This window comes from Acidovorax sp. T1 (assembly GCF_002176815.1).
In the GTDB taxonomy this organism is placed as follows: Bacteria; Pseudomonadota; Gammaproteobacteria; order Burkholderiales; family Burkholderiaceae_C; genus Acidovorax.
The window spans coordinates 2,080,197-2,102,447 of sequence record NZ_CP021648.1 but is presented as its reverse complement, the minus strand read 5'-3'; the positions used below and the strand labels follow the sequence as shown (position 1 = coordinate 2,102,447).

Genomic DNA, 22,251 nt, shown 5'->3' with positions numbered 1-22,251 from the left:
AAGCGCTGCAGCCGTTTTTAGATCAAATATTCTGCGACGTGCTGGTGCTGCCACGCCGTGGGTTGTCGCCAGTGGCGGGTCCAGTCGATGAAGGCACCGAGGGGCATGGGCCGCGCAATGCAATAGCCCTGGGCCTTGGCGCAACCGAGCTGCAGCAGCAATTGCCCTTGTTCGATGGTTTCCACGCCCTCGGCAATCACCTGGTAGCCAAACGACTGCGCCAGCCCGATCACCCCTTGCACGATGGCCCGGTCTCCCGGGTCGGCCATCATGCCCTGCACGAAGCTCTGGTCGATTTTGAGCGTGTCCATCGGCAGGCGGCGCAGGTAGGTGAGCGATGAATAGCCGGTGCCAAAATCATCGAGCGAAACCACCACGCCCAGCGCGCGCAGCGTGGCCAGTGTCTCGGCGACCGCCGCCAGGTTGTACAACGCCGCGCTTTCGGTGATTTCCAGCTCCAGCAGGCAGGGCGCCACCCGAGGGTGGCGGGCCAGGCACTGCACCATCCACTCGGCAAAACCGGGTTGCTGAAGTTGCTGGGCCGAGATGTTGACGCTCACGGGCAGGTTCAGCCCTGCATCCAGCAATTGCTCGAGCTGTGCCAGTGCGGCTTCGACCACCCATTGGCCAAAAATAATCTCCAGCTCGGTGCCGTCCAGCAGCTGCAAAAAAGCGCCCGGTGGCAGCAGACCGCGCTCGGGGTGCTGCCAGCGTGCCAGCGCCTCGGCCCCCACCACCTGACCTGTTTGCATGACCACCTTGGGCTGCAGAAACAGCACGAACTGCGCCTGCGCCAGGGCCTCGCGCAGGCGCAGGCCCTGCTCACGTTGCTCGCGCTGGGCGCGCTCTTGCGCAGCGTCGAACTGGTGAAATCGGTTGCGCCCCGCCTGCTTGGCGGCATACATGGCCTGGTCTGCGTGGCGCAGCAGGGTGTCGGCGTCCGCGTCGTCCGAGGGGAACACCGTGTAGCCGATGCTGGCCGTTACGGCCACGCGCTCGGTGTCCAGCGTGTAGGGCGAAGAAATGCTCTCCATCACGCGTTGCAGCAGGCGTTCGCCATCGCCGTGCGTTGCCAGACCCGGCATGAGGATGACGAACTCGTCGCCGCCCAGGCGGGCCACGCAGTCTTGCGGGCGCAACGCGCGCGACAGCCGGCCCGCCACCACCACCAGCAGCCGGTCGCCCGCGCCATGGCCCAGGCGGTCGTTGACGGGCTTGAAGCCGTCAAGGTCCAGGTAGGCCACGCCCAGCTGGGTGCCTTGGGCACGGGCCTGGGCCATGCCGTCCTGCAGCCGGTGCGCCAGCAGCACGCGATTGGGCAAGCCCGTCAGTGCGTCGTAGTGGGCCAGTTTTTGCAGCAGCTCTTCCTGCTCGCGCTGCGGCGTGACGTCAATGGACACACCCAGCATGCGCGTGGGCTGGCCGGCGCTGTCGTGGCTGATGATCTTGCCCAGGTTGCGAATCCATCGGGTCCCTTCCTGGGGCAGCGTCACTTTCCAGGTAGCGTCGAACGGGGTGGCAGGATGGGCGGTGTGGCGCGCGACTTCCGCTGAAATGCCGGGCAGCGTGTCGGCGGCCACCCCAGTCGTCCAGTGCACGGCGGGCGCGGCCGCATCGTCGGTGCCTGCGCCACGCAGGGTGCGCCAGCGCGCATCGCCATGGACCATGCCGGTTTGCAGATCCCAGTCCCAAAGCCCCAGCGCGGCGGCCGAAATGGTGAGCGACAGCAGCGCTTCGCGCTCGCGCACCTGCTCTTCGCTGCGCTTGCGGTCGGTGATGTCCTGCAGCGCGAACAGCCAGCACGCTTCGCCATCGAACTCCGTGGCGCGCATGGACTGCAGCACGGTGCGCTTCTCGCCGCTGCGCGTGATGATCTTGACCTCGTAGGCATCGAGCTGGCCGGCCTGCCGGGCCACGTCAATCAAGCGGGCACGATCGTGCGCCTCAAAAATGCCCAGTTTGATGGCCGAGCTGCCCACCGCCTGCTCGCGCGTGAAGCCCAGCACCTGCTCCCACGCGGGGTTCACTTCCACATGGGCGCCGTCGCTTTGCCGCGTCATGCCCATGGGGTAGGGCATCAGGTGAAAGATGCGTGAAAACCGGTCTTCCGACTGGCGTAACCGCTGCTCGGCGCGCTTGGCCTCGTCAATGTCCTGCAGCACGCCGCGCATGCCGGTGACGGCGCCGTCCTGCAGCACCGGCGCGCCGCTTGTGCGCACCCAGGCGTGGCGGCCATCGGTGCGGACGATTTCGACCTCCAGGCTCCATTCCTCTCGGCGGTGGATGCAGTCGTGCGATGCGCGGTGCACCGCGTCCTGCCACGCGGGCGCCACGAAACGTTCGATGTAGTCACCCGCCAGCGGGGCACCTGGGGCAGGCCGTGGATGTCATAGCAGACATCCGACCAGTACACCATGCCCCGTGTGCGCGAACTCTCCCATGCGCCCAGACGCGCCATGCGACCGGCCTGCTGCAGCAGGTTGTTCAGAGCCCGCAACTCGTCGCTGATGCGCTGCGCCTCGGTCATGTCGTGAAAGACGAACAAGAAACAGTCTTCCCCCTCCACCACGATGCGGCGCGCCGACATCAGGCCCGGTACGCGCTCCCCGTTGCGCTGCGCCACCATGGGCAGGCGGTCCACCCGGCCTTCGCGCTGGTAGGTTTCGAGCATGCGTGCGCGCTCAGTGGGCGATGCCCAGATGTTGAGTTCTGTGGATGTGCGTCCCAGCACGGCGTCGCGCCCTTCACCCAGCAACTCGCAAAAGGCCGGGTTCACGTCGAGATAGCGCCCGTCCGATATCCGCGAAATGCCCGCGGGGTCGGGCAGCGTCTGGTAGATGGTGGTGTATTTGGCTTCCGAGGCCCGCAGCGCCTCCTCGACCTCGCGCTGGGCCGTGATGTCCACGTCCATGCCCAGCAGCGTCAGCGGGCGCCCGTCGGCATCGCGCTCGTCCACCAGCCCGCGCGATATCACCCAGCGCCAGCGGCCCGCCGTGTCCAGAATGCGGAACTCGGCTTCGTAGGTGTCGAGCTGCCCGCGCATGGCGCGATCCATCTTGTCGGCAAGGCGTGCGGCATCGGCCGGATGCTTGCGCGTGTGCCAGCGTTCCCAGGCGTCCTCTGTGTCGGCGGCTTCCATGCCGAAGGCGGCATAAAAGCGGCCATGGCATGCCAGCTTCTGGCGCGAAATGTCCCATTCCCAGCGCCCGCCGCCCAGGGCATCGAGCGCCAGGCGCATTTGCTGATCGCGCTGGCGCAAATCACGGTTGGCCTGCTGCTCGGCGGCGAGGTGATTTCTGAGGTCCGGCACAAGATCCATGCGCCGAGTTTAGGCCCGTTCCGTGACTCACCGCCGAGTGGGCGACGTCCCGATAAGTCCTGTTGACAACATCGTTCCGCACACGATGATGAGCCCGCAGCCGATCATCCACGGCGTGATGGCCTCGTGCAAAAACACCGCGCCATACAGCAGGGCAAACACCGGCGCCAGAAACGTCACCGCCAGGGCGCGGCTGGGGCCGGCGTGGGCAATCAGGCGAAAGTAGAGGATGTAGGCAATGCCCGTACAGAGGATGGCAATGGCCACGATGGCCGCCCAGGCGCGCGGCCCCGGCATGACCGCGGGCCAGAACCACAGCATGGGTACGAACAAACCCAGCGCTGCACCCAATTGGCTACCCGTGGCGGCGGCCAGCGGCGGCACTCCCACCAGGTTGCGCCGGGCAAAGCTGGCTGCGATGGCATAGCAGGTGGTGGCCCCCAGGCAGGCAGCGATAGCCCAGGGCGCGTCATCCGATTGGAGGCCCGCGCCCCCCGGTGCACGCCAGGCCAGCAGCGCCACGCCCACGAAGCCTATGCCCAAGCCCAGCCAGCGCAGGCGGTTGATGCGGTCGCCCAGCCACACCCAGGCTACCAGGGCGCCGAACAGGGGCACCGTGGCGTTGAGGATGGAAGCCAGACCTGTGGTGATGTGCAGTACAGCCCAGGAGTACAGGGCGAATGGAATGGCTGAATTCACCACGCCCGACAGCAGCGCTGGCTTCCAGTGCTTGCGCAGCGCCGGCCACTGCCCTTGTTGCAGCAGGATGGGCCACAGGAACAGCGTGGCCAGCGCCACCCGCAGCCCGGCCGTGGGCAGCGGCCCGAACTCGGCGGCCCCCAGCCGCATGAACAGAAACGATGCGCCCCACAGGGCTGCCAGCAGCACAAACTCGCCCAGCCAGGCCGGCACGGGTTGGGGCGCGGGGGCGTTCATGCGCCCACCTCGCCCTGTGCCTGTGCCCGCGCCGGGCGCAGCGCAGCGCCTTCCAGTTGCAGCAGCGCGCTTTTGCGCTCCAGGCCGCCGGCGTAGCCCGTCAGGGCGCCATCCTTGCCCAGCACGCGGTGGCAGGGCACGACCACGCTGATCGGGTTGTGCCCCACGGCGGCCCCCACGGCGCGCACGGCCGTCGGGCGGCCCAGTTGCTGGCCCAGCGCCCCATAGCTGGTGGTGTGGCCGCAACCAATGGACAGCAGCGCACGCCACACGTCCTGTTGGAACGGCGTGCCGCCTGCCAGGTCCAGCGGCAGCTCGAACCGGGTGCGCTCGCCGCGCAGGTATTGCTGCAGTTGCCCGACGGCGGCAACCAGCACCGGGTGCTGCGGGTCGTGCGGCCAGGCATGGGGCCCGTCGAGTTGCGCGGGCAAATGGCGCTGGCCGTCAAACCACAGGCCGGCCAGACCCCGTGGAGAAGCGGCCAGTCGCACGGTGCCCAGGTGGGTCGAGGTGCTTGTCTGTACGGTGGAAGGGTGGTATTGCATGGTCAGAGAATATTAGATGAAATTGGCTTGTAGCGCTTGATGCACAAGCGCAAGCAGCTATTTTTTTAATAGCTTATGTGCAGCTGCTCCTTGGCCGGTGTCGGCCATGCTGCCCGCCGCCCAGGCGCGCACCACGGCGTAGCTGCGCCAGGGTTGCCAGGCCCGCGAGGCTTCGGTGGCCGCACGGGCAGGATGGGGCTGCGCCTGCACGCCCAGGGCCTTTTGCAAAGCCACGTCACCGGCCGGAAACGCATCTGGCCAGCGCAGCACGCGCATGGCGATGTACTGCGCCGTCCAGTCGCCAATGCCGGGCAGGGCGCACAGCGCCGCCGTGGTGGCGGTTACGTCCGCGCCCGCCTGCAGCGGCAACTGGCCCGCATCCACCGCTCGCGCCAGCGCCACGATGGCCGCCTGGCGCTGGCGCACGATGCCCAGCTGCCCCAGCGCTTCGCCCGGCACCTGCGCCAGCACGGCCGGTGCGGGAAACAGCCGCGTGAGTTCGGGCCAGGGCGTGGCGATGGGCTCGCCAAAGCGCTCCACCAGCCGCTGCCCCAGGGTGCGTGCGGCCGCCACGGTGATCTGCTGGCCCAGCACGGCACGCACGGCCAGCTCAAAGCCATCGAAAGCGCCGGGCACACGCAGGCCATCGCCCTCGGGAAAACTGGGGTGGAGCACGGCATTGATGGCCGCCGGGTCGGCGTCCAGATCCAGCATGGCGCGCACGCGGCGAATCACCTGCGGCAGCACGGGGTACAGGCTGTCGCTGGTCTGCACCAGCACCTGGTGGCGGGTGGGATCAAAGCGCGCGCTCAGCCAACCGGTGTGATCTTGCGGCCCGGCAGCCCCCGGGCTTTGCAGGCGCACCGTGCGGCGCAGGGCAGGGGTGGCGGCATCGCCCGCCCACTCCACGCCATGGAACTGGCGGCGGGCAAAAAAGGCCAGCAAGGCGGGCACGTCCAGCGGCGGCCGGTAAGCCAGCCGCAGCGTGGCCGCCTGAGCGCCGGCGGGCGTTTCGCCCCCACGGCGCAGCTGGGTCGGGTTCAGGCCATAGTGCTGGGCAAAAGCGGCGTTGAAGCGGCGCACGCTGGCAAAACCGCTGACCAGGGCCACCTGCGTGACGGGCATGGGCGTGTCGGTCAGCAACTGCTTGGCGGTCAACAACCGCCGGGTCTGCAGGTATTGCAGCGGCGACACCCCCAGTGCCGCCTCGAAGATGCGGCGCAGGTGCCGGTCGCTCACGCCCAGACGGGCCGCCAGCCGGGCCACCGTGGCCGTGCGTTCGTCGCCGGTGCACCACGCATCGGGGGCGTCGAGCAGCCGCACGGCCTGCTGCACCAGAATGCCGCTGGCGTCCTGCACCGACCACACCAGTGCCTGCGGCGCCAGCTCGGGCCGGCAGCGCAGGCAGGGCCGAAAGCCCGCGCCCTCGGCCTGCGCGGCCAGCGTGAAGAACCGGCAGTTCTCGCGCCGGGGCGTGCGCACCGCACACACTGGGCGGCAATAGATGCCGGTGGAGGTGACGCCGGTGAAAAACCGCCCGTCAAAACGCGCATCCCGGGCCTGCAGGGCGCGGTAACAGCCGTCGTCGGATGAAAGGTCGTCCGGTGCAGCAGAAGGCGAGTTGCGCGGCGTCATGGCATGCATGATAGGCCGCCGGTGCCGCCGCACTGGCCGTTTTCGGACCTGTGCCTGTGCCCTGCGGTGGGGCTGGAGCGCCCCCTACAATGCAGCGGATATTTGCCCTTCTTCCCCGCGAAAGACCTTTCCGTGCAAACCACACCCGCTATTTTCAAGGCCTACGACATCCGCGGCATTGTGCCGTCCACCCTGAACGAAGCCGTGGCCCTGGGCCTGGGCCGGGCCTTTGGCACGGCAGCCCGCGCCGAAGGCCAGACCACCGTGGCGGTGGGGCGCGATGGCCGGCTGTCCGGCCCCGCCATCAGCAGCGCCCTGGTGCAGGGCCTGATTGAAGCGGGCATCGAGGTGATCGACGTGGGCCTGGTCACCACGCCCTTGCTGTATTTCGCGGCCAGCACGCTGTGCGCCAGCGGCATCCAGGTCACAGGCAGCCACAACCCGCGCGATTACAACGGCTTCAAGATGGTGCTGAACGGCCGTGCCATCTACGGCGACGAAATCCAGGCCCTGCGCCGCACCATGGAGGCCGAAAGCTGGCAGCTGCTGCCCGGCGGCAGCGTGCGCACGGTGGATGTGCTGCCCGCCTATGCGCAGCGCATCACCGGCGACGTCAAGCTGGCCCGCCCCATGAAAATCGTGGTCGATTGCGGCAACGGCATTGCCGGCGCATCGGCCCCGGCCATCTTCCGCGCGCTGGGCTGCGAGGTGATCGAGCTGTTTTCCGAGGTGGACGGCAACTTCCCCAACCACCATCCCGACCCCAGCAAACCCGAAAACCTGCGCGACCTGATTGCCGCCCTGCAGGCCAGCGACGCCGAGCTGGGCCTGGCCTTTGATGGCGACGGCGACCGCCTGGGCATCGTCACGCGCGATGGCACCAACATCTTCCCCGACCGCCAGATGATGCTGTTTGCGCAGGACGTGCTCAGCCGCGTGCCGGGCGCGCCCATCCTGTTCGACGTGAAATGCACCCAGCGCCTGGCGCCGGCCATTGCGGCGGCGGGCGGCCAGCCGGTGATGTACAAAACCGGCCACTCGCTCATCAAGGCGCGCATGAAAGAGCTTGATTCGCCCCTGGGCGGCGAGATGAGCGGCCACATCTTCTTCAAGGAGCGCTGGTTCGGCTTTGACGACGGCACCTACGCCGGCTGCCGCTTGCTCGAAATCCTGAGCCGCAGCGCCGACCCCGGCGCCGTGCTCAACGGCCTGCCCACCAGCTTCAGCACGCCTGAACTCAACGTCGCCTGTGCCGAGGGCGAGCCGCACCGCCTCACGGCCGAGCTGCAGGCCCTGGCGGCAGACACCTTTGCCGCCCCGGCGCAGATCAACACCATCGACGGCCTGCGCGTGGACTGGCCCGACGGCTTTGGCCTGATCCGCGCCAGCAACACCACGCCCGTGCTGGTGCTGCGCTTTGAAGGCCACACGCCCGAGGCGCTGGAGCGCATCGAGGCGGCCATGCTGGCCCTGTTGCACCGCGTGAAGCCCGACGCCCAGGTGGGCAGCGCAGCACACTGAGCGCCGCTTTTAGCTGCCCATGGCACATGCCGCACTCTGGCTGTATTCCGCCCTGACCTGGGCCGCCCAGCCGCTGCTGCTGCGCAAGCTGCGCCGCCGCGCGCTGGCCGAGCCTGGCTATGCCCACGCGGTGGGCGAGCGTTTTGGCCACTACGCGCGGCCCCTGGACAGCCTGATCCCCCCAAGCAGCACGGACCCGCTGGGCAGCTTTGTCTGGATTCACGCCGTATCACTGGGCGAAACCCGGGCCGCCGCCATTTTGCTGGCCGAGTTGCGCCAGCAGCTGCCCGGCATGCGCCTGCTGCTCACCCACGGCACCGCCACGGGCCGGGCCGAGGGCGAAAAACTGCTGATACCGGGCGATGTGCAGGTGTGGCAGCCCTGGGATACACCGGGCGCGGTGCGCCGTTTTTTGCGCCAGTTTCGCCCCGCCATCGGCATCCTCATGGAAACCGAGGTCTGGCCCAATCTGGTGGCCGCTTGCCGGCAGCGCGGCATACCGCTGGTGCTGGCCAATGCCCGGTTCAATGAAAAATCACTGCGCAAATCCCAGCGCCTGGCCGCGCTGGCCCGCCCGGCCTATGGCGGCCTGACAGCCGTCTGGGCGCAGACCCAGGCCGATGCCGAGCGACTGCGATCCATCGGCGCGCCGGTGCGGGGCGTGTTTGGCAACCTCAAGTTCGACGTGGTGCCCGATGCCGCGCAGCTGGCGCGCGGGCGCACATGGCGCGCAGGCAGCACCCGGCCGGTGGTGATGCTCGCCAGCAGCCGCGAAGGTGAAGAGGCGATGTGGCTGGCTGCCTTGAAGCCAAAAAGCCCTGTAGCGCTTGATGGACAAGCGCAAGCAGCTATCAATAATGAAGCAATTTCAACGGATGGCCCCGTACAGTGGCTGGTGGTGCCACGCCACCCCCAGCGTTTTGGCGAAGTGCAGCAACTGCTGCGCAGCGCCGGCCTGACCGTATCGAGCCGCAGCCAGTGGGCCGACGGCCCCGAGCCCGCCGATGTCTGGCTGGGCGACTCGCTGGGCGAGATGGTGCTGTATTACGGCCTGGCCGACGTGGCCTTGCTGGGCGGCAGCTTTGCCCCGCTGGGCGGGCAGAACCTGATTGAGGCCATTGCCTGTGGCTGCCCGGTGGTGCTGGGGCCACACACCTTCAATTTTGCCGAGGCGGCCGCGCTGGCCTGCGAGCAGGGCGTGGCCCACCGCGTGGCCGATATCGGGCAGGGGCTGAAACGGGCCTGCGATCTGGCAACCGACACGCCCCGGCTGGCCGCCGCCCGTGGCTTGACCCAGGCGTTCATGCAGCAGCACCGGGGCGCCGCGCTGCAGACCGCAGCCGCCATCGCGGCGCTGCTGGGCATGGCCGCTGCGCCCTGAACGGGCCGCAGGGGCGCAAATTTCAGGCCCGCGCCCGGGCCCCATTCCGGTTCCGCGCTGACAATGTCACCTCAGGTACTTGGCTTTTTTGCGATGGCCCCCGAGCTGTGCCACAGTCACACCCATCTGCTGGTTAATCATTGATGGGCGGTCCCGCGCCGCTGCAAGCCCATGGACAAACACTACCTCACGCCGCTTTTTGCGCCTGCCTCCATTGCTGTTCTGGCGGGCCAGGCCGATGAACCCGAAACGCTGACCGCGTATGCGCAAGCCTTGCATCCGGCCCTGCGGGCGCAGCGCTTTGCCGGCAGCCTGCAGTTTGTGGACACGCACACCAGCGGCACGCTGGCCGATCTGGCGCAGCGAAAGTCTGATCTGGCCATCATCGCGCTGCCGCCCGCCGAAGTGCCCGCCGCGCTGGAGGTGGCGGGGCGCATTGGCTGCCGTGCAGCACTCGTGCTGTCGAGCGGCATGGACGCCGACCAGGCAGCCCACCTCAAAAAAATAGCGCGCCGCGAGGGGCTGCATTTGCTGGGCCCCAACTCGCTGGGGTTTCAGCGCCCGCACCTGCAGCTCAATGCCAGTGCGGCCGGCCCGCTGGCCCGCGATGGCTCGCTGGCGCTGGTGTGCCAGTCGGGCGCGCTCACGGCGTCGATCCTGGACTGGGCGCGCAACAACGCCGTGGGTTTTTCTGCGGTGGTGTCGCTGGGGCCGAACACGGACGTGGACATTGCCCAGGTGCTCGATTTTCTGGCCCACGATGCGCGCACACAAAGCATCGTCGTCTATATGGAGGGCATCTCCAACGCGCGCCGCTTCATGAGTGCGCTGCGCTCGGCCGCCAACGCCAAGCCGGTGGTGGTGCTCAAGGCGGGGCGCAAGCCCGCAGGCAACGAGGCCGCCCAGACGCACAGCGGCACCATCGTGGGCAGCGACGACGTGTTCGACTCGGCCCTGCGCCGGGCGGGCGCGGTGCGCGTGCGCTCGTTTGTCGAATTGTTCTCGGCCGCCAAGTGCCTGGCGTCACGCTACCGGCCGGTGGGCAAGCGCCTGGCCATCGTCACCAACGGCGGCGGCCCCGGTGTGCTGGCGGCCGACTGGGTCAATGAAATTTTGCTCAACCTGGGCAAGCTGTCGCCCGATTCGGCGAGCGCGCTGGCGCCCCAATTGCCGCCCCTGGCGTCTCTGTCGGATTTGATCGACCTGTCGGAAGACGCGGGCCCCGAGCACTATCGCCTGGCCATCGAGGCGGCCAGCAAAGACCGGCAGGTGGATGGTGTTCTGGCCATCTTTTCACCCAAAGTCGGCGCGGACTCCTGTGCCGTGGCCACCGTGCTGGCCGAGGTGAAGCAGCGCATGGGCAAGCCGCTGCTGGCCTGCTGGATGGGGGACGCCTCGGTGGTGCCGGCGCGCGCCATTTTGCGCGACGCCGCCATCCCGAGCTTTCGCACGCCCGAGGCGGCCGTGGGCGCCTTTGGCAACATCGCTTCGTTCTACCAGAACCAGCAGCTGTTGCAGCAAACGCCACCGCCGCTGTCCACGCTGGCCAAGCCCGACATCGAAGGCGCGCGCCTGGTCATCGAAAGCGTGCTGGCCGAGCGGCGCAAGGTGCTCACCGAAATGGAGTCCAAAACGCTGCTGGCGGCGTTCCATATTCCGGTCACCAAGACTATCCTTGCGCGCAATGCGCACGAGGCCATGATGATCGCCACGCAGATGGGTTTTCCGGTGGCGCTGAAGATCGACTCGCCCGACATCAGCCACAAGTCCGACGTGGGCGGCGTGGTCCTCAACATCCACAGCGGCACCGCGGCCCGCGACGCCTACACCGACATGGTCCAGCGCGTGGCGCGCCTGCAACCGGATGCGCACATCAACGGGGTGACGGTGCAGAACATGGCGGGCGCCCGGCGCGGGCGCGAGATCTGCATCGGCCTTGTGACCGACGCCCCGTTCGGCCCGGTGATCACCTTCGGTGCGGGCGGCACCATGATCGAGCTCATCAACGACCGCGCCATGGAACTGCCCCCGCTCAACCAGTTTCTGGCACGCCAGCTGATCGAGCGCTCGCGCGTGGCCGAAACGCTGGGTGAGTGGCGTGGCGCCAGCGCGGTCAACCACGATGCGCTGGAACAGGTGCTGCTGCGCGTGTCGGAAATGGTGTGCGCCTTGCCCCAGCTGCGCGAGATGGACATCAACCCGCTCATCGTGGACGAGCACGGCGCCGTGGCGGTGGATGCGCGCATTGCCATCGACCACGCGGCCAACACCTCGGGCGGGCGGGCCGACAGCTTCAGCCACCTGGCCATCCTGCCGTATCCCGCACGCTACGAGCAGCTGTGGCCCATGCGCGGGGGCGGCGAATACCTGGTGCGCCCGATCCACCCCGACGACGCGCAGATGCTGCAGGGGCTGGTGCAGCACCTGTCGCCCGAAAGCCGGTATTTCCGCTTCATCTCATCCATGGTCGAACTGCCGGCCTCGATGCTGGCCCGCTTCACCCTGATCGACTATGACCGCGAAATGGCGCTGGTGGCCGTGTTCCGCGAGCGCACCGTGGGCGCCGACGGCGAGGTGACGGAAACCGAGCGCATCGTGGGCGTGTCGCGCTATGTCACCAACCCCGACCAGTCGAGCTGCGAGTTTGCGCTGGTGGTGGCCGACGATTTCAACGGCAAGGGCCTGGGCTCGCGCCTGATGCTCAGCATCATGGACGCGGCCCGCGACAAAGGCCTGGCCGAGATGGAAGGCCTGGTGCTGGCCAATAACCCCAACATGCTCAAGCTGATGCGCAGCCTGGGCTTTGTGATCAAGCCTTATCCGGAAGACGCAGATTTCAGGCTGGTCACGCAAACGCTGTAGTTCAGTTTCCAAATCATTCGTGTCCAGGCGCAAAGCCGCAGGCAGTGCTGTGCAGCACGACAAGGCGAAGCAACAACGACATGGGTGATTGAGAAATGGAATAACTCGGTTGTCTTGAGGAAATCAGCCGCTCGCGCTTATGCAGCAAGCGTTGACTGCTATCAAATGTGCGGACTCGCGCACATCCCACAAAAAAGGCGCGCGGGTCAGGCGGCATGGATGGCGTCGCGGTTACGGTGGATGTTGGCCAGTACGCACGGGTTGTGCACGGCACCCCGCTCAACCAGATCCCCCCCTCGGCCCAGCAGAGCTGCCAGAGTGCACCGCCGAGGCCAGGATGCGCACCAGGTCGGTCTGGGTGATGATGCCCACGAGGTGATCCACGTCATCCACGATAGGAATGTGATGGTGCCCGCCCTGTGAAAAGAGCGGCACCAGGTCCATCGCATGCTGCGCCGAACGCGCCACCTGAACCGGGTGGGACATGATCTCGCCCACTGCCTGGGGTTGCCCGCCGCGCCGCCCCATGACCAGTGTGCGCAACCGCTGCCCCAGCCCTTCGTGGGTGTCCAGATTGGCCAGCCGCATGAAGTCGGCCATCGTCACGATACCAATCACCTGGCGCTGGGCATCCACCACCGGCAGCGCCTTGATTTGCTGCAGCCGCATCAATGCCCAAGCCTCCTTGAGCGACACTCCGGCCTCCACAGCGTAAGGCGGGCTGGACATGATGTCCACGCAGCGCAACTCTCCCAGGGTCCGCTGGAATGCCGCGCGGCCCGCCAGGTGCAGCAGCCCCTCCAGATCCGCCCGGCTCACGTCGAGCACCTGGTTGTAGTGGGCCAGCGCCGCATCCACGTCCGATGCAGTGAAAGCGCCCTGGCTGGTTGCCACCCGCGGCGCGACGCGCTGAGGGTGTGGGTAGCGTCGGCCCGTCAGACCGTTGTAGACCACTGCGGCGATCAACAATAGCACCACGTTGAACAACACCGGGAAGGCCGCGAGGTGCCACCCATCGCCTGAGGTCAGCACTACGTACAACGCCATGGCCCCACCCGGAGGATGCAGGCAACGCAGCGGCACCATCAACGCAATGGCCAGGCCCACGGCAATGGCACCCGCCAAGGCCTTGTCCGAAATCACCGCAGAACAGACAGCGCCCACCAGCGCCGACAGAGTGCTGCCACCCAACACGGGCCAGGGCTGGGCCAGCGGGCTGGAGGGCATGCCGAACACCAGCACGGCACTGGCCCCCAACGACGCCACCATCCACGGGCCGGTGCCAGTGCCCTCGGCCCACCATCGACTGAGCCATGCCGTGAGCAGCACACCAATCACTGCGCCAACCGCAAAGCGCAGGTGCTCTTTGCCATCGATGCCCAGTGGAGCGGGCCAGAAATGCCGGAGCCATTCGGCCAGGCGCGCAGCCAATGGTGGGCGTGACGACGAAGGGGAAAATTCGGAGGGTGAAGAGGGCATAAAGAAAAAACGCGGATGCAGCCGCAAACTACATCAATATTCGCACCATGTCTCGGTGGGATACGCCGGGCGCCTGCCCTGGAGTAATTGGGGTCATGGAGTAATTGGGGTCAGATTCCAATTTCCCGGATTCCGATCCCCACCATACCAACGCTCTTACGGCTGCCGTAGCAATCCATTCACCGCCCCCACATCGTCATCCGTCAGCACCCCCGCCGCCTGGCGCAGTTTCAGGCTGCCCAGCAGCACGTTGTAGCGCGCCTGCGCCAGGTCGCGCTTGGTCTGGTAGAGCTGGCTTTGGGCGTTGAGCACGTCGATGTTGATGCGCACACCCACCTGGTAGCCGAGCTTGTTGGCGTCGAGCGCGCTCTGGCTGGAGGCTTCGGCGGCCTCCAGGGCGCGCACCTGGCCCTGGCCGGACTGCACGCCAAAGAAAGCCGACCGCGTGGTCTGTGCGACGTTGCGACGCGTGGTTTCCAGGTCGGCCTGGGCTTTTTCTTCGAGAGCCAGCGTTTCCTTGATGCGGTTTTGCACGGCAAAGCCGGCAAACAGCGGCAGGTTGAATGCCACGCCCACGCTGGCGTTGTTGGTGCGGCTGTTCATGCCGGGCGCGGTGACGGTGCCGCTAGGGTTGCGCGCAATGTTGTAGCCGGCCTGCAGGTCCACCGTGGGCAAGTGGCCGGTGTTGGCCTTCTGGGTTTCCAGGCGCGCAATGTCGAGTGCGATCTGAGCCTGGCGCACGGCTGGCTGCTGGTCTTGCGCCGTTTGCACCCAGGCTGTCACGTCGTCGGGCTGCACGGCGGGCAACTGCACCGGCTGGGCCAGCGGCAGGGGCTGGGTGCCGGTGATGCCCACCAGCTGGTCGAGCGCCAGCTTTTTCACGCGCAGGTCGTTCTCGGCGGCAATTTCCTGGGCGATGACCAGGTCGTAGCGGGCCTGGGCCTCGCGCTGGTCGGTGACGGTGGAGGTGCCCACCTCGAAGTTGCGCTTGGCAAAGGCCAGTTGCTCGGAGACCGCCGTTTTTTGCGCCTGCACAAAGCTCAGTGTGTCCTGGGCTGCCAGCACGTCAAAGTAAGCCTGGCTGACGCGCACCAGCAGGTCTTGCGTGGCGGCGTCCAGCTGGGCGCGGGCCACGTCGATGCCGCGCTGGCCTTGCTGATAATTGATGCGGTTGGCCGGGCGGTACAGCGGTTGCGAGGCGCTGACGCCCACGCTTTGCGTGCTGCCGTTGAAGTCCACCGGGGGGCGGGTGACTTCGGTGTTGGATCGGGACACGCCGGCTGTCAGCCCGGCACTGGGCAGCAGCCCTGCGCGGGCCTGCTCGGCGCGGCTGGAGGCCGCATCCAGCTGGAGCCTGGCCGCCTGCCAGACCGTGTCGTAGCTGCGCGCTGCTTCCACCAGTTGCGACAGGCTTTGAGCCTGCGCCGGCGCGCAGAGGGCGGCAGTGAGTGCCAGGGTCAGGGGAAGCAGCCGAAGCGGGGTCATGGTGGTCCTTTAGATCGTTCAGCGCGCAAGGGGGGTAGGAACACGGCGGTCGGCTTCGGTTCAGTACCGTGGCACGCGGGGATCGTGTTCGCGGGACCAGGCATCGATGCCGCCCGTGATGTTGGCCAGCGTTCCAAAACCCTGCTGCGCAAGGAAAGCCGCCACGCGCAGGCTGCGGGCGCCGTGGTGGCACAGGCAGGCCAGGGGGCGCGACGGGTCCAGTTCGCTCAGTCGGCCGGGCAGCTCACCCATGGGAATCGCCACCAGTTCAAACCCGTCTGCCCGCACGCTGGCGGTCTGTAGCTCCCAGGGCTCGCGCACGTCCAGAACCAGGGGCTGGCCTTCGGCCGATGCATCCGCAAACCAGGCGGACAGCTGTGCGGGGCGGACGTGGTCGATCATGCAGAACTCCGTGGTGCCAAATCAGAAGGAAAAGCCCGAGGGTTCGGCAAAACCGACCAGGCGCGGCGCCATGGTGTCCCAGGGCTGGGTGGTTTCAAAACGGTCGCCGGTGCGACGCACCAGCGTGAAGCGCATGACGGGTTCCTGGCCCACGATGGCGGCCAGGCGGCCACCTTCGCGCAGCATCGACAACAGGTTTTGCGGGACTTCAGCCACAGAACCGCTGAGCACAATCACGTCGAACGGGCCTTCGGGCACGGCATCGCGGCAGCCATCTGACAGACGCACATGGGCGTTGGTGATGCCGGCCCGCTGAAGGTTGTCGCGCGCCATGTCGGCCAGTGCGGGCACGATTTCGAGCGAGACCACGCTTTGTGCGCGGTGGGCCAGCAGCGCCGCCATGTAGCCCGAGCCCGCGCCGATTTCGAGCACGCGGTCGGTGGGCACAATCTTCAGGTCTTGCAGCATGCGGGCCTCCACGCGGGGCTGCAGCATGCTGTGGCCCAGGCGCACAGCCTCTTCGGCATCGGTGCCCAGAAGGGGGATTTCGATGTCCATGAACGCCATGCTGTGGCAGGCCGGGGGCACGAAGTCTTCGCGGTGCACCACAGCCAGCAGCTCCAGCACGTCTGCGTCCAGCACATTCCACGGGCGGATCTGCTGCTCGATCATGTTGTAGCGGGCCTGTTCAATAGGGTCGCTGATGTTGGCGGACGTGTTCAAAGGCATGTTCATGGAATCTCTCCAGGGGAAGGCGGGTCAGGACAAACCCTTGATTTTAGGGGGCACGGGCGCGGGCTGGCCGCGGCCCATGCGGGCAAGTGCCCAGCGGGCCAGATCATCCATGTAGCAATACACCACCGGAACCACCACCAGCGTCAAAAGCGACGAGGTGATGACGCCGCCGATCACGGCCTGGCCCATGGGCGCGCGCTGCTCCGAACCCTCGGACAGCGCAAACGCCAGCGGCACCATGCCGAAGATCATGGCCAGCGTGGTCATGAGGATGGGGCGCAGCCGCACGCGGGCGGCCAGCAACAGGGCTTCGGCGCGGGGCAAGCCGGGCACGGTGTGGCCGGCCTCGTCAACGTGGTCTTCGCGGGCGCGAATGGCAAAGTCCACCAGCAAAATGGCATTCTTGGTGACCAGGCCCATCAGCATCACCACGCCAATGATCGAGAACATCGACAGCGTGGAGCGGAACATCAGCAGCGCCAGCACCACACCGATCAGCGTGAGCGGCAGCGAGGTCATCAGCGCCAGCGGCTGCAAGAAGCTCTTGAACTGGCTGGCCAGGATCATGTAGATGAACACGATGGCCAGCACCAGCGCCGAGATGGCATAGCCAAACGACTCGGCCATGTTTTTGGTGGAGCCACCAAACTGGTAGCGGTAGCCCGGTGGAAACACCACGCTGTCGAGCGCCTTCTTGATGTCGTTGGATACCTCGCCCGCAGAACGGTCGGCCACGTTGGCGGTGACTGCCACCTCGCGCGTGAGGTCACGGCGGTTGATCTGGTTGGCGCCAGTGGACTCCGTCACCCGGGCCACCTGGTTCAGTCGCACGATGCGCGTGCTGCCGTCGGCCGCCGTCAGGGCAAAGGGCAGGCGCTCCAGGTCTTGTGGGGTGGTGCGGGCTTCCGGCGCCAGGCGCACATTCACGTCGTAGGTCTGGTCATCGGGTGCACGCCAATTGCCCACCGTGGTGCCGGCCACCAGCGTGCGCAGCGATGCGGCCAGCTGGGCCACGGAAACCCCCAGGTCGGACGCTGCATCACGCTGCACATCGAGCGCAATCACCGGCTTGTCTGGCTTGGCGCTCGTATCCAGGTCCACCAGGCCCGGAAGATCACGGATCTTCTCGTTGACGATGCGGGTCAGGCGCTCCAATTCCTGCAGATCAGGCCCCTGCAGCGAGAACTCCACCTGCTTTTGGCCACCCACCGGGTCCAGCAGGCCCACATGGGTCACGGTAATGCCCGGCACCTGCTTGAGGCGCTCGCGCAGCACGCCCGACATGGCATCCACGCTGCGGCTGCGGTCCTTGCGGTCGACCAGGCGCACATAAATGCTGGCGTACATCTTGCCCTGCGCGCTGCCGGTGTTGATGGTGGACAGCGTGTAGCGCACCTCGGGAAACTCGCGCAGGATGCCTTCCACCTGCCGCGCCTTGGCCTCGGTGGCCTCCAGCGACGAGCCCACGGGCGTATAGAAGTTGACGGTGGTTTCCGAAAAATCGGCCTTGGGCACGAACTCGGTGCCCAGCAGCGGCACCATGAAAACGCTCAGCACGAAGATGGCCAGCGCAATGCCCAGCGTGGACAGCTTGTGTACCAGCGACCAGCGCAGGATGCCCTGGTAGCCTTCGGCCAGGGCATCGGTGGCGCGGTCAAACCAGCCGGTGACACGGCCGATGGTCTTGTCGTAAAAAGTGACGGGCTCGGTGCGCTGCCCGTGCGCGTGGATGGTGGGGTCGTGCCAGATGCTCGACAGCATGGGGTCGAGCGTGAAGCTGACAAACATCGAGATCATCACCGCCGCCACGATGGTGATACCGAACTCGTGAAAAAACTTGCCGATGATGCCGCCCATGAAACCAATGGGCATGAACACCGCCACGATGGACAGCGTGGTGGCCAGCACGGCCAGGCCGATCTCCTGCGTGCCGTCCATGGCTGCCTGGTAGGCACCTTTGCCCATCTGCACATGGCGCACGATGTTCTCGCGCACCACGATGGCGTCGTCGATCAAAAGACCCACGCACAGGCTCAGGGCCATCAGCGTGATCATGTTGATGGTGAAGCCGAACATGTTCATGAACAAAAACGTGCCGATCAGCGCAATGGGCAGCGTAAGACCCGTGATGACGGTGGAGCGCCACGAGTTCAAGAACAGAAAAACAATCAGCACCGTGAGCAAAGCACCTTCGATGAGGGTCTGGCGCACGTTGTTGACGGCCACGCGAATCGGGCGGGCACTGTCGCCAATGGTCTCCAGGCGCACGCCGGGCGGCAACTGGTCGCGCAACTCAAGCACGGCAGCGTTCAGACCATCCACCACCTCAATGGTGTTTTCGCCCTGCGACTTTTGCACCGACAGCAGCAGCGTGCGTTGGCCGTTGTAAAGCGCCAGGCTCTCCACCTCTTGCGCGCCATCCTGCACGCGGGCCAGCTGCTCCACCCGCACGGGCGCGCCGTTCTTGCGCGTCACGATGATGCGGCCAAAGTCTTCGGGCCGCTGCATGCGCGCATCGATCTGCACCACGCGCTCCTGCGCCAACGAGCGGATGGCGCCCACGGGCAAGTCCTGGTTCTCGTTGCGCACCGCAGCGGCCACCTGGTCGGGGGTCACGCCAAAGGCTTCCAATGCCTGCGGGTTCAGGTAGATGTTGATCTCGCGCTTGGTGGCGCCCACCAGGTTGACAGCGCCCACGCCACGCACGTTTTCGAGCCGTTTTTTGAGAATCTGTTCGGCCCATGTGGTCAGCTCCACTGCAGAGGGAACCCCCACGCTTCCCGCTGCGCGTGGTTCGCTGCCCCCCGAGGGGACCTTCGCGCCTTGGGGCGGTACGGCGGCGCTCACGCTGCGCTCTGTTGCCCCGGCCTTGTCATCCGGCAGCACCGCCAGCGACCACACGGCGCGGCTGGCCGGGTCAAAGCGCAGCACGCGCGGCTCTTTCACCTCGGTGCGCAGCGTGGGGCGAACAATGGCCACCTTCTCGCGCACGTCTTCTGCGGCCTTGCGCCCATCAATGTGCAGCTGAAACTCGATGATGACGACGGCCGTGCCCTCGTAGCTGCGCGAGGTGAGGGCGTTGATGCCCGCAATGGAGTTGACGCCTTCCTCGATTTTCTTGGTGACTTCACTCTCCACGATTTCGGGCGAAGCGCCGGGGTAGTCCACCGTGACCACCACCACCGGAAAATCGATGTCGGGAAACTGGTCCACCTTCAGGCGCTGGTACGAAAACAACCCCAGCACCACGATGGCGAGCATCACCATGGTGGCGAACACTGGGTTCTTCAGGCTGACCTGGGTGAACCACATGGCGGGCTAGGGCGCAGTGCGCGATGCTGCAGGGGTTGCGGCTGCGGCAGGCATGGCTGGCACGCTGTTCTGGATGCGTACCGGCGTGCCCTCGCGCAGCGAACCCATGCGCCCGGTCACCACTGCCGTGCCTTCAGGCACGCCCTCTATGGCCACCAGCGTGTCGCTTGCCACCACGGCACGGGCGCCGGTTTTCACCGGCAAATACACCACACGGCCGTTCTGCACCGCCTGCATATAGGGCGCTGGCTTGTCGGTGCGCACGGCATCCAGCGGCAAGGCCAACACATCGGCGTGGCCGGTGTCGAGCGTGCCCTGCACAAACAGGCCCTGGCGCAGCACCGATGTCGCTGCGCCTTGCTCGATGACAAGGTACACCGGCACGGTGCGGCTGCCGGCCTGGGCACTGGGGTTGATGCGGGCCACCGTGGCCTCGATGGGGGTGGCCACGCCCTCGATCCGCAGGCTGGCCTTTTGCCCCACGCGCACGGCCAATGAATCGGCCGGGCTCAGCAATGCTTCAAGCTCCAGCCGGGACAGGTCCACCACCTCGACGATGCGGGCGTCAAGGGCTACGCGCTCACCGGGCTGCACGAACCGCTGCGACACCTGGCCCGCCAGCGGGCTGCGCAGCACGGTGTCGTCCAGCGACTTGCGCGCCACATCGGCAGCGGCCAGCGCCGCCTGGTAAGTCGATTGCGCGGCCTCCAGGCTGGCCTGCGAGGTGGCCAGTGCCGTAGCAGAAATGAATCCCTGGTCCACCAGCGCGCGGTTGTTGGTGAACTGGCGCTGGCTGATGTCCACCTGGGCCTTTGCCGCATCGGCCTGCTGCTGGGCCTGGCGCAGGCGGGCACGCGCCTCGGTGCTGTCGATGCGGGCGATTTCTTGCCCGGCGCGCACGCTGTCGCCCTCGCGCAGGGTCAGGCCCTGCAGTTCGCCGGCGGCACGGGCCTTGACCATGGCCGATTCCACGGCGCGCAGCGCGCCAGACACCGGCACGGCCAGGGCCAAGCTGTGGCGCTGCACCGTGACCATCTCACCTGGCGCCAGGTCCAAAGTGGTTTCCTTGATTTGCGCACTGGATTGAGCCAAGGCCTTTTGCTGCGCCTGCCGCGCGGCCAGCGCGCGCCAGACGCCGCCGCCCACCAGCACGACGGCAATGGCAATAGCCACCCAGAAAATCCAGCGTTTCATGGTGTCAGGCGGGTGAAGGGGGGAATGATGGCGCAGCCCCATACAGACCATGCAGGATGTTGTCGGCCTGCATGGCCAGGTATTTTTCGGGGTCCAGTGCGAGGGCATCCGGCACGCATGCGCCCATGGAATGTTTCCACAGCATCAGAAAAATCATCGGGGCCAGCACCAGATACACCGCGTAGTCCATGTCCACCGGCCGGAACTCGTTGCGGTCCATGCCCCGCTGCAGGATGCGGCGGATCAGCGCCTGGCCAGGCCGCATCACTTCGTGCTGGTAGAACTGGGTGATCTCGGGGAAATGGTGCGCTTCGCTCAGCATGAGCTTGGTGATGCCCGAGGTCTTGGTGCTGCCAATGCGCTCCCACCACACCTTGTAGCAATAGCGCAGCAGATCGTCCGTGCTGCCCTCAAAAACGTCCAGCTCCAGCGTCCATTCGGCAAACCGGCCCGCGATGTTTTCGCGCACCACGGCCTTGAACAGCTCTTCCTTGCTGGAAAAATACAGAAACAGCGTGCCTTTGGACACCCCCGCACGCGCCGCCACCTCATCCACCCGGGTGGCTGCAAAGCCCTTCTCGACAAACAACTCCAACGCGGCTTCGATGAGTTCGCCGGGGCGCGCCTCCTTGCGCCGTTCGCGCTTGGCCGCAGTGGTGGGAGGAGGAGAGGTTGGTACTTGCATTTTTAATGACTGACTGGTTAGTAATGTAGCGAGCGCCCTCACCGTCGTCAATTCATAATGCGGCGATGCACAACATCCACCTTGGCAAGGAAACATCCATGGCACAGCAAACCATCACCCTGGGAGGCGGCTGCTTCTGGTGCACCGAAGCGGTGTTTGACCGCGTGCGCGGCATCACCGATGTGGAAAGCGGCTACACCAACGGCCACACGCTGAACCCCAGCTACGAACAGATCTGCCAGGGCGACACCGGCCACGCCGAAGTGGTGCGCCTGACCTTCGATGCCGACGAAATCAGCCTGCAGGAGATTCTGGAAATCTTCTTCCACACCCACGACCCGACCACCCTCAACCGCCAGGGCAACGACGTGGGCACGCAATACCGCAGCGGCATCTATTTTGAGAACCCCGAGCATGGCGACATCGCCAACGACATGATCCGCCAGATGTCGCAAGACAAGCTGTTTGGCGCGCCCATCACCACCGAGGTGAAGCCGCTGGCCAACTACAGCGCCGCCGAGGCCTACCACCAGGACTACTTTGCGAACAACCCCCACGCGGGTTACTGCGCATTTGTGGTGGGGCCGAAGGTGGAGAAGTTTCGCAAGACCTTTGCGCGCTACCTGAAGCCCGATTGATTCAACGCCCGGCATTGCTGCAACGCGGGGTTTTGCAGGGCACAATTCAGCCCTCTTGCGATAGGGGCGCTTTTGCAGTGCTCTGCGCTGCCCCCACGTCATGCCGCCCGCACCCTCCACCT

Annotated in this window: 15 protein-coding genes and 1 pseudogene; 4 read left to right on the top strand and 12 right to left on the bottom strand. The window is 66.5% G+C overall.

The genetic code is table 11. The annotated features are described in order from the left end of the window. Positions 1–17: 17 nt before the first annotated feature. The 5 genes and pseudogenes from CCX87_RS09780 to CCX87_RS09765 all read right to left on the bottom strand — a co-directional run bounded on the left by CCX87_RS09780 (position 18) and on the right by CCX87_RS09765 (position 6,435). The gene (locus CCX87_RS09780) at positions 18–2,333 is read right to left on the bottom strand and encodes a putative bifunctional diguanylate cyclase/phosphodiesterase (protein ID WP_232476374.1); all 2,316 of its coding nucleotides are present in this window, start codon (positions 2,331–2,333) and stop codon (positions 18–20) included. Positions 2,334–2,572: 239 nt separating this feature from the next. Beyond that, positions 2,573–3,139 (bottom strand): annotated as a pseudogene (locus tag CCX87_RS21320) (PAS domain-containing protein); the annotation flags it as partial. Between the two features lie 207 nt (positions 3,140–3,346). Continuing rightward, the gene (locus CCX87_RS09775) at positions 3,347–4,255 is read right to left on the bottom strand and encodes a DMT family transporter (protein WP_087745891.1); all 909 of its coding nucleotides are present in this window, start codon (positions 4,253–4,255) and stop codon (positions 3,347–3,349) included. After that, positions 4,252–4,800, bottom strand: coding sequence for a methylated-DNA--[protein]-cysteine S-methyltransferase (locus CCX87_RS09770; protein ID WP_087745889.1), 549 nt, complete (start codon positions 4,798–4,800; stop codon positions 4,252–4,254). The genes CCX87_RS09775 and CCX87_RS09770 overlap by 4 nt, the downstream gene beginning before the upstream one ends. A gap of 57 nt (positions 4,801–4,857) precedes the next feature. After that, positions 4,858–6,435, bottom strand: a complete 1,578-nt coding sequence (locus CCX87_RS09765; RefSeq protein WP_369825312.1) for a DNA-3-methyladenine glycosylase 2 family protein — start codon at positions 6,433–6,435, stop codon at positions 4,858–4,860. A gap of 132 nt (positions 6,436–6,567) precedes the next feature. Between CCX87_RS09765 and CCX87_RS09760 the strand changes: the two genes are divergently transcribed. The 3 genes from CCX87_RS09760 (at position 6,568) to CCX87_RS09750 (ending at position 12,199) form a co-directional block, all read left to right on the top strand. After that, on the top strand, positions 6,568–7,956 hold the full coding sequence (locus CCX87_RS09760; RefSeq protein ID WP_087745885.1) for a phosphomannomutase/phosphoglucomutase: 1,389 nt from the start codon (positions 6,568–6,570) through the stop codon (positions 7,954–7,956). Between the two features lie 19 nt (positions 7,957–7,975). After that, positions 7,976–9,337, top strand: coding sequence for a 3-deoxy-D-manno-octulosonic acid transferase (locus CCX87_RS09755; RefSeq protein ID WP_087745883.1), 1,362 nt, complete (start codon positions 7,976–7,978; stop codon positions 9,335–9,337). Positions 9,338–9,508: 171 nt separating this feature from the next. Continuing rightward, the gene (locus tag CCX87_RS09750; protein WP_087745881.1) at positions 9,509–12,199 is read left to right on the top strand and encodes a bifunctional acetate--CoA ligase family protein/GNAT family N-acetyltransferase; all 2,691 of its coding nucleotides are present in this window, start codon (positions 9,509–9,511) and stop codon (positions 12,197–12,199) included. Between the two features lie 279 nt (positions 12,200–12,478). Here the strand turns inward: CCX87_RS09750 and CCX87_RS09745 are convergent, their stop codons facing one another. From CCX87_RS09745 to CCX87_RS09715, 7 genes are all read right to left on the bottom strand, one after another. Further along, the gene (locus CCX87_RS09745) at positions 12,479–13,678 is read right to left on the bottom strand and encodes an HPP family protein (RefSeq protein ID WP_087745878.1); all 1,200 of its coding nucleotides are present in this window, start codon (positions 13,676–13,678) and stop codon (positions 12,479–12,481) included. Between the two features lie 156 nt (positions 13,679–13,834). Continuing rightward, positions 13,835–15,163 (bottom strand): TolC family outer membrane protein, encoded by a 1,329-nt coding sequence (locus CCX87_RS09740; RefSeq protein WP_087745877.1) that lies wholly within the window; start codon positions 15,161–15,163, stop codon positions 13,835–13,837. A gap of 60 nt (positions 15,164–15,223) precedes the next feature. Next, positions 15,224–15,565: a rhodanese-like domain-containing protein gene (locus tag CCX87_RS09735; protein WP_087745875.1), complete on the bottom strand. Its 342-nt coding sequence runs from the start codon at positions 15,563–15,565 to the stop codon at positions 15,224–15,226. Positions 15,566–15,586: 21 nt separating this feature from the next. Next, on the bottom strand, positions 15,587–16,300 hold the full coding sequence (locus CCX87_RS09730; protein ID WP_087745874.1) for a protein-L-isoaspartate O-methyltransferase family protein: 714 nt from the start codon (positions 16,298–16,300) through the stop codon (positions 15,587–15,589). Between the two features lie 24 nt (positions 16,301–16,324). Then, positions 16,325–19,612, bottom strand: coding sequence for an efflux RND transporter permease subunit (locus tag CCX87_RS09725; RefSeq protein ID WP_087745873.1), 3,288 nt, complete (start codon positions 19,610–19,612; stop codon positions 16,325–16,327). Between the two features lie 6 nt (positions 19,613–19,618). Then, the gene (locus tag CCX87_RS09720; protein ID WP_087745871.1) at positions 19,619–20,806 is read right to left on the bottom strand and encodes an efflux RND transporter periplasmic adaptor subunit; all 1,188 of its coding nucleotides are present in this window, start codon (positions 20,804–20,806) and stop codon (positions 19,619–19,621) included. 4 nt (positions 20,807–20,810) lie between these two features. Continuing rightward, positions 20,811–21,491: a TetR/AcrR family transcriptional regulator gene (locus tag CCX87_RS09715; protein WP_087745869.1), complete on the bottom strand. Its 681-nt coding sequence runs from the start codon at positions 21,489–21,491 to the stop codon at positions 20,811–20,813. Between the two features lie 98 nt (positions 21,492–21,589). Between CCX87_RS09715 and msrA the strand changes: the two genes are divergently transcribed. Continuing rightward, entirely contained in the window at positions 21,590–22,129 is a 540-nt protein-coding gene (msrA, locus tag CCX87_RS09710; RefSeq protein WP_087748274.1) for a peptide-methionine (S)-S-oxide reductase MsrA, read from the top strand. Positions 22,130–22,251 lie beyond the last annotated feature (122 nt).